The 12,047-nt window shown below is 61.3% G+C and carries 10 protein-coding genes; 3 read left to right on the top strand and 7 right to left on the bottom strand.

Annotated features, from left to right (window positions below):
• The first annotated feature begins 45 nt into the window (after positions 1-45).
• Complete coding sequence (locus MWN76_RS05000; RefSeq protein WP_250459833.1) at positions 46-930, top strand: dTDP-4-dehydrorhamnose reductase family protein; 885 nt, start codon at positions 46-48, stop codon at positions 928-930.
• A gap of 21 nt (positions 931-951) precedes the next feature.
• Here MWN76_RS05000 and MWN76_RS04995 read toward each other — a convergent pair whose 3' ends face one another.
• The 3 genes from MWN76_RS04995 to MWN76_RS04985 form a co-directional block, all read right to left on the bottom strand.
• The gene (locus MWN76_RS04995) at positions 952-1,263 is read right to left on the bottom strand and encodes a hypothetical protein (RefSeq protein WP_250459831.1); all 312 of its coding nucleotides are present in this window, start codon (positions 1,261-1,263) and stop codon (positions 952-954) included.
• A 122-nt stretch (positions 1,264-1,385) separates the two neighbouring features.
• Complete coding sequence (locus tag MWN76_RS04990) at positions 1,386-3,146, bottom strand: GGDEF domain-containing protein (RefSeq protein WP_250459829.1); 1,761 nt, start codon at positions 3,144-3,146, stop codon at positions 1,386-1,388.
• Positions 3,147-3,251: 105 nt separating this feature from the next.
• Positions 3,252-3,683 (bottom strand): substrate-binding domain-containing protein, encoded by a 432-nt coding sequence (locus MWN76_RS04985; protein ID WP_250459827.1) that lies wholly within the window; start codon positions 3,681-3,683, stop codon positions 3,252-3,254.
• Between the two features lie 438 nt (positions 3,684-4,121).
• Between MWN76_RS04985 and gcvP the strand changes: the two genes are divergently transcribed.
• Positions 4,122-7,013: an aminomethyl-transferring glycine dehydrogenase gene (gene gcvP / locus MWN76_RS04980; RefSeq protein ID WP_250459825.1), complete on the top strand. Its 2,892-nt coding sequence runs from the start codon at positions 4,122-4,124 to the stop codon at positions 7,011-7,013.
• 245 nt (positions 7,014-7,258) lie between these two features.
• Here gcvP and MWN76_RS04975 read toward each other — a convergent pair whose 3' ends face one another.
• The 4 genes from MWN76_RS04975 to purU form a co-directional block, all read right to left on the bottom strand.
• Positions 7,259-7,996, bottom strand: coding sequence for an MHYT domain-containing protein (locus MWN76_RS04975; RefSeq protein WP_250459822.1), 738 nt, complete (start codon positions 7,994-7,996; stop codon positions 7,259-7,261).
• A 74-nt stretch (positions 7,997-8,070) separates the two neighbouring features.
• The gene (locus tag MWN76_RS04970) at positions 8,071-8,850 is read right to left on the bottom strand and encodes a 4-vinyl reductase (RefSeq protein ID WP_250459821.1); all 780 of its coding nucleotides are present in this window, start codon (positions 8,848-8,850) and stop codon (positions 8,071-8,073) included.
• Between the two features lie 459 nt (positions 8,851-9,309).
• Positions 9,310-9,747, bottom strand: coding sequence for a hypothetical protein (locus MWN76_RS04965; RefSeq protein WP_250459819.1), 438 nt, complete (start codon positions 9,745-9,747; stop codon positions 9,310-9,312).
• 57 nt (positions 9,748-9,804) lie between these two features.
• Positions 9,805-10,641 carry a formyltetrahydrofolate deformylase gene (gene purU, locus MWN76_RS04960; RefSeq protein WP_250459817.1) on the bottom strand — a complete coding sequence of 279 codons (837 nt, stop codon included), beginning with the start codon at positions 10,639-10,641 and terminating at the stop codon, positions 9,805-9,807.
• Positions 10,642-10,723: 82 nt separating this feature from the next.
• Here purU and pepQ point away from each other — a divergent pair, with 82 nt between their 5' ends.
• Positions 10,724-12,037, top strand: coding sequence for a Xaa-Pro dipeptidase (gene pepQ / locus MWN76_RS04955; RefSeq protein WP_250459815.1), 1,314 nt, complete (start codon positions 10,724-10,726; stop codon positions 12,035-12,037).
• The last annotated feature ends 10 nt before the right edge of the window (positions 12,038-12,047 follow it).

Here is a 12,047-nt window from a genome sequence, read left to right as displayed (position 1 = left end):
CCCTGCAACCGCCGCCCCGACCACAGGCAAATCCGGAGAACCGCGTTGGAAATCCTGATCACCGGGGCCTCCGGCCTGCTGGGTCGCAGCGTCTTCAAACAGCTCGACAGCAACCCCGCCTTTACCGTCACCGGTACCGCCCATTCCCGTGCCAGCGGGCCGTTGCTACAGCTGGACCTGACCGACGGCGACCGACTCGGCGCTGTGCTCGGGCAAGTCCGCCCGCGGTTGGTCATCCACTGTGCCGCCGAACGCTGGCCGGACCGCTGCGCCGAAAACCCGGATGCCGCCTGGCAGCTCAATGTCGACAGCGCCGCGCGCCTGGCGAAACTCTGTACCGACTCCTGCGCACAGCTGGTATACATCTCCACCGACTACGTCTTCGACGGCAGTGCCCCGCCCTACTCCGCCGGCGACAGGCCCAACCCGGTGAACTTCTACGGCCGCAGCAAGCTCGCCGGCGAAGAGGCGGTGCTCGGCAACGGCGACCACTGGGTGCTGCGCCTGCCGTTGCTGTTCGGGCCCGTAACCTACCCGCAGGAATCCGGGGTCACCGCGCTGCTGGATACCGTCCGCGACAGCAAACCCGCGGCGCTGGACGACTGGGCCATCCGTTTTCCCACCAGCGTGGAGGACGTCGCCCGGGTGCTGGAACAGTGCGCGGAAAGGATTGCCGACGGTTCGGCGGAACTGGGTGGTGTCTACCAGTGGAGCGGCGATAGGGCCTGCACACGCTACCAGCTCGCCGGCCTGGTGGCGCGGGCCTGTGGATTGCCGGCCGATCACCTGAGTGGCGACCCGAATCCCGACTACGCCGAGCCGCGGCCGCATAACTGCCAGCTCGATAAATCGCGCCTTGCCGATCTCGGTATCTCGGTTTCAGGATCCATCGACGAGCAACTGGCCCGTTACCTGCGACCGTTTCTCTAGTGGTCCATTAGCAACAGCAGCTCAGGCGATTTCTGCCGGCGGGGGAAAAGACGGGGGAATATTTGCGGCCTGTCGGCCCAGTGCGGAGAAGTCGCGCCCGGGAGGGCGGGGGTTTTCCCCGGCCAGGGCCCGGTCCAGCAGTTGCCAGGCTCTGGCCAGCTGGCCGTCCCGCATGATCCACAATTCCGAATACCAGGCCAGTGGTGTGCACTCTTCCTGTGGTGCATCCATCACCGCCTTTTGTGTCAGGGCCGGGATGCCGGCCTTTTCCAGCAGGTTACAGAGATGGTTGACTAACAGTTGGTCACTGGCGATATAAATCCTTTGCGCCATGTTGAAAATTTTCCGCGATCCTTGCCAAATGCATTATCCTTGTTCTGCCTCCCTCAGCCCCACAAAACCGTCGGGGGTTTCGTAAAAATAGACCAGCCTCGACAATAACGCGAATTCCACCGTCAGGTCGGGGTTTTTATTGGCGTCACCCAGTCGCCGTGATCTCGGTCGCCGTGATCTCGGTCGGCGACCAGCTCCAGCTTTTTTGTCTCCCCGGTACCGGTACTGACCTGCTCGATCCCGGGCAATTCCACCGAGTACAACTGGTAATTGTTCTTACCGCGAAACTTGGCGTGGTACATGGCGACATCCGCCTTCTGCAGCACAGCTTCCAGGGTCTTGCCGTGCTCGGGAATGGCGACGATGCCGATACTCAGCGTGACCTGCACCAGCTCGTCGCCGATGCGTACCGGCTCGGCAACGATGCTCAACATTTTTTCCGCCAGCGCGCGATAGGTGCCGTCGCCGGACAGCGAACGCACGAATACGCAGAATTCATCGCCGCCCAGGCGCGCGACGATATCGCCAAAACGCATCACACTGACCAGCCGCTGCGCCACTACCCTGAGCAGGTCGTCGCCGCCCTGGTGGCCGAGGGAATCATTGACCTGTTTGAAGTCGTCCAGGTCGACAAAGAACAGGTAGCCGTTACTCTCGTCACAGTCACCACTGTGCAGGTACTTTTTCAGCTCCTCGACAATATTGTGGCGATTGGCCAGCCCGGTGAGGGTATCGTACATGGCAATACGCTCCAGCTCGGCCGTGTTCTGCGAAACGATTTCCTTCATGACTTCCAGCTGGTCACAGACCGCCAGACCGGTGGAGTCAAGCACGTCGATCTCATCGTAGTGGGAAATGCGCTTGGACACCGGGCGGATCAGGCTGCGCGCCGCATCGAACTTGCCGTCGCTGAGCAGCGGCAGCGCCTCCGCCAGGCGGCGCAGGCGGAAGATCGGCTGCCACAGCATGCTGGTCACGGCACTGATAAAAATAAAGGCCCCGAGCACCGAGAAAAGCAGCAGCAGTTTGAGGGAATCGCCGATATGTCCCACCTGGTCGGAGACATCCTCGACAACCACAAACTGGGCCCCGTTCCGGTCCAGGCCGCTGACCGGGATCGTCTTGATATCGAAATGCCTGCCTTCGAACAGGTGGCTTTTCGAGTAGCGCAAGCCGGGCACCTGTGACTGCCCCGATGCCACCTGTCGCAGCAGCGGCATCAGCATCTCCCGCGAGGTCAGAGCAATCACCTCGCGCTGCCAGTTCTCCAGGTAATCACTGGTATGGAACGACGGCGTATTGCGCGCGGCGGAAAGGATGCCGATATCCGAGCCGGTAATCTCGCGAAAAGTGACCAGCTCCCCCGCCAGGGAGCGGTCCACCTGTAACACATAGTCGGTGTTGTCGTTGCCGATCACCGGCACCGCCAGGCTCTGCACGCAGATGCGGTTGCAGCGCACACTCTCCAGCGGCTGCCCGCTGATGATCACCTCGCGAATCTGTGCCGGTGTCAGCCGGCGGGTGGACTCGCCCCAGTGAATCGGCGGTTCGCGATCGTCGACATAGAGCTTCAGGGATTCGACACCCCAGCTGATCTGCAGGTACTCCCACTGGCGGTCGAACAACTGTCGAAGTACCGACGGATTGGCCGAGCTGCCGTTGTGCCAGAGCACGATCAGGTCGGTCAGCTGGATCAGGTCTTCGCGGGACTGTTTCAACAGGCCGGAGATCTGGTACTCGTAGGTCTGGTAGCGGTTTTTGCGGTTTTTCTCCAACAGGGACTGCAGGCTTCCGTTTCCCAGCAAGATAAAAAACAGGCATATCGCCACAATCAACAGCAGCGAAAAGATACTGGCCTTCACTCTCAAGCTGTGTAACTGCATTTTCCTTTGCTACTCCTGTATATCTGCAAAGCCCTGGAACTTTGTCAGGAAAATCCTTCTTCGCAGCGGCCCTCTCCTCAATGGCCGCTTCAGCGGTACCCGGCGCTACTGCCTGACGGCAACCGTATACAAGCGCTCGTCCCGCGGGTCCTCGCTCAGGTAGCCGATGGCGCCCGGGTTGTCGATCAGCCTGCGGGTCATCTCCGCCTCCGAGGCGACCACCCGCGGGGCCCGCCCCATGCCCGAGTCCGTGGCCCTGTCCCAACTGCGCCGCAGCTGGTGGGGAAACAGATGCAGAACTTCGCGCACAAACTGGCAGTGGGTGGCGTCCCCGTCCGGCAGCACAAAGACATGGACCCTGCTGCCGTCTTCCCACTCCCGCAGCTGCATCGAAAAAATGGCCCGCAGCGCCTGTTGGTCCAGTGATTCCACCGAGGCGCGGCTGACCACCACAAATACATACGGCTCACCCTCCGCGCGCACGGGGCCGGTGGCGAGGGACAGCAACAGTATCAGTGGGCAGGCCAGGCGCAGCACGCGGTGATTCCCTTTCCGGTTCCGGTGTTTATCGCTTATTGTGCGGTGCGCAGACTGCCCCGGATGAGGCGCGCACGAACATCCGGTTATCGACAATCGCCAGCGGCGATTAATGAGAATCAGTATGGTTGAAGGCCCGCTCGGCCACTGAACAGTGCCAAATCAACTAGAATAAAATTGCGCCAGAACCCCAACAACAGGATTTCCTTCACAATTTTTGACATGAAATAGCACAATTACCGCTAAAAACCGGCCAATTGCCGGTCGGGCCCGCTGTTGCTAAGATGCGCGCCGGCCGGCGGCCGAGAGCGCCGCGAGCAATTGCCCCGCCCCTCTCTACCCGAATCAACCCGAGGGGCGGCACCGGGCGCCGGAGCCCGGTGCCGGCTACTTTAACCGTGGACGCATCTCCTCCCTGCGATAACAGGAACGAAGTTTATGACCCAGCCATCTCTTCAGCAGTTGGAACAACACGACGCTTTTATTCACCGCCACATCGGCCCGGACAGTGCCCAGGTGGAGGCGATGCTGGCGCGGCTCGGCATCTCCAGCGTCGATGAGCTGATCGAGAAAACCGTCCCCGCCGCGATTCGCAAAAACGATGCGCTGGATCTCGCCGACGCCATCAACGAAGAAGAAGCCCTGGCGGACCTGAAATCCCTGGCCGCGCGGAACAAAATTTACCGCACATTCATCGGTATGGGCTACCACGATACGATTACACCCAATGTCATCCTCCGCAATGTGCTGGAAAACCCGGGCTGGTACACCGCCTACACCCCCTACCAGCCGGAAATCGCCCAGGGCCGCCTGGAAGGCCTGCTGAACTTCCAGCAGATGATCATGGACCTGACCGGCATGGAACTGGCCAACGCCTCCATGCTGGACGAGGGCACCGCCGCCGCCGAGGCCATGGCCATGTGCAAGCGCCAGGCGAAGCGCAACAAATCCAACGTCTTTTTTGTCGACGCGGACTGCCACCCGCAGACCATCGCCGTGGTCAAAACCCGCGCCGAACACTTCGGTTTCGACATTGTCGTCGGCGATCCGGAACAGGACCTGCCGGCAGAGCTGTTCGGCGCCCTGCTGCAGTACCCCGGCTCCACCGGTGTGGTGCGCGACCTGACCGCCATCATCGACAGGGTGCACGAAGCCAAGGGCCTGGTGACCGTGGCCGCGGACCTGATGAGCCTGGTAGCCCTGAAGGCGCCGGGCGAGATGGGCGCGGACGTGGTCGTCGGCTGCAACCAGCGCTTCGGTATCCCCATGGGTTACGGCGGCCCGCACGCCGGCTTCTTCGCCTTCCGCGAGGCCTACAAGCGCTCCGCGCCGGGCCGCATTATCGGCGTGTCCGTGGACAGCAAGGGCAAGCGCGCGCTGCGCATGGCGATGCAGACCCGCGAACAGCATATCCGCCGCGAAAAGGCCAACTCCAATATCTGCACCTCGCAGGTACTGCTGGCAGTCATGAGCGCCTTCTACGCCTGCTACCACGGCCCGGACGGCCTCAAGACCATCGCCGCGCGCATCCAGCGCCTGGCGGATATTCTCGCCGCCGGCCTGCAGAAGAAAGATTTTGAACTGGCTCACGACAGCTGGTTCGATACCCTGACCGTCGTGACCGGCGACAGACAGGGCGAAATTTACCAGCGCGCCCTGGATGCCGAGATCAACCTGCGCAAGGTTGGCGATGACTCGCTGGGTATCAGCCTGCACGAGACCGCCTCGCTGCAGGATGTGTCCGACCTGCTGAACGCCTTTGTGGGCGCGGAACACGGCCTGGACCTGGCGGCGCTGGACAGCGAGATCGCGGCCAAGGGCCCACAGGGCCTGCCCAAATCCCTGCAGCGCGAGAGCGAGTTCCTGACCCACCCGGTGTTCAACAGTTACCACTCCGAAACGGAGATGCTGCGCTACCTGAAAACCCTGGAGTCCAGGGATATCGCGCTGAATCACTCGATGATCCCGCTGGGTTCCTGCACCATGAAGCTGAACGCCACCGCGGAAATGATCCCGGTGACCTGGCCGGAGTTCGGCAAGCTGCACCCCTTCGCCCCCGCCGACCAGGCCCGGGGCTACGCCGAGATGTTCGAGCAACTGCAACAGATGCTGGCCGCCTGCACCGGCTACGACGCCGTCAGCCTGCAGCCCAATGCCGGCTCCCAGGGCGAGTACGCCGGCCTGGTGGCGATCAAGAAATACTTCGAGGCCAGGGGCGAGAGCCAGCGCGATATCTGCCTGATCCCAGCCTCCGCCCACGGCACCAACCCGGCCTCGGCGATGATGGTCAGCATGAAAGTGGTGGTGGTTGCCTGTGACAAGAACGGCAACGTCGACACTGACGACCTGAAGGCCAGGATCGAAGAGCACGGCGACCGCATCGCCGCGCTGATGGTCACCTACCCGTCCACCCACGGCGTGTTCGAGGAGGGTATCCGCGAGATCTGCGATCTGGTGCATCGAGCCGGCGGCCAGGTGTATATCGACGGTGCCAACATGAACGCACTGATCGGTGTGGCCGCGCCGGGCCAGTTCGGCGGCGACGTCTCGCACCTGAACCTGCACAAGACTTTCTGCATCCCCCACGGTGGCGGCGGCCCGGGCATGGGCCCCATCGCTGTCGGCGAACACCTGAAGCCCTACTTGGCCGGGCACCCGGTCACTGAAGTGCCGGAAACCGACACTGTCAACGGCACCATTTCCGCGGCGCCCTGGGGCTCCGCCAGCATCCTGCCGATCAGCTGGATGTATATCCGCATGATGGGCCGACAGGGCATGAAAAAGGCCACCGAGATGGCCATCCTGAACGCCAACTACGTGGCCCGGTGCCTGAGCGAGGACTACTCGCTGCTCTACACCGGCAGTAACGGCTTCATCGCCCACGAGTGCCTGGTGGACCTGCGCCCGCTGAAAGAGGCCAGTGGCATCACCGAAGAGGATATCGCCAAGCGCCTGATGGACTTCGGCTTCCACGCACCCACCATGTCCTTCCCGGTGGCCGGCACCCTGATGATCGAGCCCACCGAAAGCGAATCCAAGGAAGAGCTGGACCGCTTTATCGAGGCCATGGCGATCATCCGCAAGGAAGTGGAGGATGTGGCGGAAGGCAAGTACAGCGCCGACGACAACCCGCTGCACAATGCGCCGCATACACTGGAAGACGTGATGGCCGACCAGTGGCCCCACAGCTACTCCCGCGATATTGCCGGACGCCCGGCGGCATGGCTGAAGGACCACAAGGTGTGGCCCTCATCCAACCGCATCGACAATGTCTATGGGGACAGAAACCTGATCTGTTCCTGTCCGCCGGTCGAGAGTTATATGGACTAAAGCCGGGTCCGCAGGATTGTGCGGGGCTTTGGCTGGCTTCGGGGCGGCCCTGCTACCGGGTGCAGCCTTGCGAGACACGCCGTATATACATCCCTGTAGGCTTGTCTGCGAGGTCCCTCTCGCAGACAGTCTCGCAAGGCTGCACCCGGCATCAGGGCCTTTGCGGCGACAGTGTGACTTAACTGACCGGCATTAGGGAAATTTCCCGGCCTTTTTTCTATTCAGCAGGCACTTGCCAGCGACGCTCAAATAGCCAACGTAGCCCGGCGACGGCGGCGCGCCTGGGTAATCCACAGCGCAAACATCAGCAATGCCACGCTGATGACAAATATCGACAGCCCCAGGTATTCACCGCTCATGGTGCCGGCAAAGGTCGCACCCGGAATGGTGCCGGTATGCCGGTAATTGGCCGCCGCCATGCCGGTATAGTGCATGCCGCAGACGGCCACCCCCATGATCAGGGCACTGCCGAACATCTGCCACTGGCCGCGCATATGGAATGCCAGCCACAGCGCCGCGCAGGAGGCGAGCACACCGATGATCACCGAGATCATCAGGATATTCAGGTCGTAATAGACTTCCGCCGGCATCAGCATCGCCGCCATACCGGTGTAGTGCATGCCGGCAACGCCACACCCCATGAAGATACCGGCCGGCAGAAGTTTATCGAAAGTGAAAACACCCGATCCAGCAATGCCCAGACCGATAGAACAGGACGCTATGGCAATCAGCGACGACACCAGCGTGACAAATGTGTCGTAGGCCACCGGCATATCCATCTCATAAGCCAGCATGGCGATAAAATGCATGGCCCATATGGCGCCGCCACCCATGGCGGTACCGGCTGCCAGTATGGCATTGCGTTTCTCCCGCCCCGGCCGGGCGTGTGGAATGGAGATGGCAAGTTGCAGAGAGGTGAAAGACCCGAGCACCGAAATCAGGTACGAAAGGGTCACCAGCACCATATTGTATTCAGCGATCATAACGCATTCCCCTTGATTGGCTTTCCTGCCATTTTTCCTTTTTGTTCAGGTTTCGAAATTTGTCGCATCCCGGTTCAGTTGACGATTTCAAAAACGCAGTCTTCCGCTCCTTCACTGCGGCAGTAAATCTCGCGCACGGTGACCTGCCCGCCGACACCGGACTCTTCGAGCAGCCCCTGTAAAAAACCACAGAAAAAATCGCCGTTGCGGCAGTGGCCGCCCGGCATGCACAGCGGGTTGTTCTTGATTCGCAGGGAGTTTTCCTTCAGGTCGGTGGGCAGCAAATTGCGCAGGGCGGGCAAAGCGATCTGCTTGAGGGCACTGGACATGTCCAGCCGACCCCCCAGGGCATAATCCCTCTTGTATACCCAGGCCCCCACCCGGCGGCCGGCGAATTCCATGCTGGCGGCGACCTGCCCGTCGGGCAGCTTGCCGTGCATACTCAACAGGCGGGGAAAAATCCGCGGGTATTCCTTTGCCAGCCCGGGCAATTCCGCTTCTATCTGCCCCACCGCCGGGCCGGCGTTGCCGCCAGCCTTCAAGCTGCTGCCAACGCCGCCGGAAGGCCGTTTAGAAAAGGCCGCCGGTTTTGGCGGGCGGGGTGCCAGGGCGCCGTTGGGTGAGACCTGGTGCTCGGATTCAAAACTGAGCACCATGGGGTGAGACCCCAGTCGCTCCTCCAGCTCCAGCAGGCACTCCTCCCGCCCGCTGACGCGCAACCAGAGTTGAATGCCACTTTCCAGGGACGACATCCGTTGACGCAACAACGTAAAGCCACTCTGGATAACGACATTTCCCAAACCCCGCAGCAGTCCCTCGCGGCGGTCGGATAGAACCGTAAACTCGACTTCCATTGTGATCCTTCTGGCAGGTTGGTTTTATAATTATGCTCTATGGAACTCCCGGCGACCTCGGCGCTTCCTTACGGGGGTCGAATACCAGCTCCCCTATCCGTTGTTCAGCACCGGGGTGCGGCGCCTAAATTTACCTTTAGCTATCACTTCAATAGATAGCATCAATTTTTAGCTTCACAAGGAATTGGCGTCAATTATTTCTCCATAATTTTTTTATGTGATTGTCATCACATACAAAAAACCATTTCAAAAAGTCAGGTGAGGATTAATTGGGACGACCGAACAGGAAAGGGCAGGAAGCGACAAGGGGAGGTTTGCCAATGAGGAGAAGTTGATGCAAATAATCCTGTCACTGCATTGACACAGTGAGCCAGGAAAATTCCGGCAAAGAATTTTGTCGGGAGACGACAAAAAAATAGAGCGAGTTACCCGGCGCAGTAAAACACCGGGCCCTGCGGATCACTGTCCGGCAGTGCGACTTGCCCCTTCGCGACACTCGCCCCGAACCTCTCCCCCAAGAGATGAAATCGTCCGCTCTATCTCGAAATAACCATCCCTGCAGAAACCGGTCTCCATCAGCTTCTCCTTCATCGCACGATCGAACTGCAGCGGTCCCGCCCCGGTCGGCCGGCGCCCGCCGCGCCCCGTGGAGGCACGGGACACCCGGCCGGAATTGATCCCCTGGTCGGTGTAGGGCGCGGGGATATCGCGCCGCTGCATCTGCAGAGAATAGGTAAAACGCTTGGCGCCATTGGCGGCGATCTCGGTGTGAAAGGATTCCTTCAACCCCGGAATAGGCAGCGGCGGGTTACCGCCACAGGCCGCCAGCAGTAGCGGCAGCGCCATCACCGGCAGCCCGCAGCGCCGGGCAAGCGCGGGATTTATCATTTTTATCAAAGCTGTACCTCCGTAATCAGGCGTTATCGGATCTGCGCCGAACAGCGATCGGTTCGACTACTTGAACACCACCGTCTTGTTACCGTGGATGAATACCCGCTCCTGCAGAATCAACTGCAGCGCGCGGGTCAGCACCAGCTTTTCCACATCGCGCCCGGCATCTGCCATGGCATCGGCGGAATAGGCGTGGTCGACGTGGATCACGTCCTGTTCGATGATCGGCCCCTCGTCCAGGTCGTCGGTGACAAAGTGCGCTGTGGCGCCGATGATCTTGACCCCGCGCTCATAGGCCTGGCGGTAGGGACTGGCGCCGATAAAGGCCGGCAGGAACGAGTGATGGATATTGACGATGCGGCCGCGGTAGCGATCCACGAAGGCCGGTGTCAGCACGCGCATATATTTCGCCAGCACCAGGTAATCCGGCGCGTAGCTGTCCACCAGCTGTACCACCTGCTCTTCGTGCTGCTCCCGCGCCAGGCCCTCGGCGGGCAGGCAGTGGAAGGGTATATCGAACTTCTCCACCAGCGCACCCAGGTCGGGATGATTGCCGATCACCGCGGCAATCTCCACATCCAGCGCCCCGGCGTAACACTTCATCAGGATATCGCCGAGGCAGTGCGGCTCGCGGGTAACCATCAGCACGAGCCGCTTGCGCCCGCTGGCCACCAGCCGGCGCTCGGCGCCCTCGGGCAGCGCCATATCCAGGTCTTCCAGCAAGGTGGCATCGTTGAAGTTGCCCTCCAGCGCCGTGCGCATGAAGAAGCGGCCCCGCCGCCGGTCCACAAATTCGTCGTTCTTGGTGATGTTGAGCTGGTGCTTGTAACAGATGTTGGTGATCTTGGCGATCAATCCCTTGGCATCCGGGCAATCAGTCAGCAGTATCTTCTTTTCCATGGTCGAAAATCAGGCCAAATATCCAGGGTACAGACTATACACTAAGGGGATTGCCCGATTCACACAGACTATTAGGGGAACCATGGACAAAAAGCTTTTCGCCGAACACCTCGCGCTGTTGCGCAGCCGCTACGACGCCATTCTGGACAACTGCGGCTTCGACACCCTGAATGTCTACAGCGGCCGCCCCAAGGTCCAGTTCCTCGACGACAACAACTACCCGTTCAAGGTCAACCCACAGTTCAAGGCGCTGGTGCCGGTCACCGACAACCCGCACAGCTGGGTCATCTACCGCCGCGGGCAGAAGCCCAAGCTGCTGTTCTACCGCCCGGTGGACTTCTGGCACTATGTGCCGCCGGCACCGCAGACCTTCTGGAGCGACGAGTACGAGATCGAGCTGCTGAGCAAGCCGGACGAAGCGAAGCAGTTCCTGAGCGCCGACAATGCCGCCTTTATCGGCGAGACCGACGGCCTCGAAGGCTGGTCCCTGGGCGAAGCCAACCCGGAACAGCTGATTTCCCGGCTGCACTGGGCGCGCGCCTACAAGACACCCTACGAGATGGCCTGCCTGCGCGACGCCAACCGCATCGCGGTCACCGCCCACCGGGCCGCCGAGGACGCCTTTCGCAGCGGTGCCAGCGAGTTCGAGATCAACCTCGCCTACCTGAAAGCCGCCGGCCAGGGCGAAAACCGCATGCCCTACGGCAATATCATCGGCCTCAACGAACACGGCTCCATCCTCCACTACACCCACCTGTCGGACAGACGCCTCCCGGAGGCACAACTGAGAAGCTTCCTGATCGACGCCGGCGCCGACAGCCACGGCTACTGCGCCGATATCACCCGCAGTTACGCCTATAGTGACGGCGAGTTTGCGGACCTGGTGGAGGCCATGGACATCATGCAGTTGCAACTGGTGGAGCAGATGAAAGCCGGCCTGCCCTACCCGGACCTGCACCGCGACTGCCACCTGAAGATCGCGGATATCCTGCAGCGCTTCGGCATCATTGCAATGGCAGCGGAGAATGCGGTGGAATCCGGCCTCACCGGCACCTTCATGCCCCATGGCCTGGGGCATTTCCTGGGGCTGCAGGTACACGACGTCGGCGGCCACCAGAGCGCCCCGGAGGGCGGCACCACCCCACCGCCGGCGGACTTTCCCTTCCTGCGCACCACCCGCACCATCGAGGCGGAGCAGGTGTTCACCATCGAGCCGGGTCTCTACTTCATCGAGAGCCTGCTGGGCGACCTGAAGGAGTCCGCCCTGGCGGGCGAAGTGCACTGGGACAAGGTAGAGGCACTGCGGCCGTTCGGCGGTGTGCGGATCGAGGACAATGTGATCGTGCACGCGGATCGGGTGGAGAATATGACACGGGACTGTTACGCGGAGTCGTAGCCGGTTCCGG

Origin of the sequence: Microbulbifer litoralis, from assembly GCF_023634065.1 — a bacterium.
In the GTDB taxonomy this organism is placed as follows: Bacteria; Pseudomonadota; Gammaproteobacteria; order Pseudomonadales; family Cellvibrionaceae; genus Microbulbifer; species Microbulbifer litoralis.
The sequence above is the reverse complement of the archived record's forward strand: the minus strand, read 5'-3'. Positions and strand labels throughout refer to the sequence as shown.